Annotated in this window: 1 protein-coding gene; it reads right to left on the bottom strand. The window is 60.8% G+C overall.

Going from position 1 to position 250, the window contains the following annotated elements; all coding sequences use genetic code 11:
• On the bottom strand, positions 1–250 hold a 250-nt coding region (locus ACCC94_RS30405), incomplete at both ends, for a two-component system response regulator (RefSeq protein ID WP_413353259.1).

Raw genomic sequence — 250 nt, 5'->3', positions numbered from 1 at the left:
CTTCCAGTCCATCCATATCGGTCATTACGATGTCTGTCACGATCAGCGCCGGTCGCTCGCTCAACGTTTTCGCGAGTCCCTGGCGGCCGCCTGTTGCTTCAACAATATCGAACCCGAGCCGGCCGAGAAATTCCACTAGCACCGCGCGGTTCATCGCGACGTCGTCGATCACCAGCACCTTGCGACGCGCTCCCTTGTAACCCGTCGTCATGCGTGTATCGGCAATAACCGGCGCGGCGGGGAACGCACC

Source organism: Pseudomonas sp. Pseusp97, from assembly GCF_047304025.1.
Classification (GTDB): Bacteria; Pseudomonadota; Gammaproteobacteria; order Pseudomonadales; family Pseudomonadaceae; genus Pseudomonas.
The sequence above is the reverse complement of the archived record's forward strand: the minus strand, read 5'-3'. Positions and strand labels throughout refer to the sequence as shown.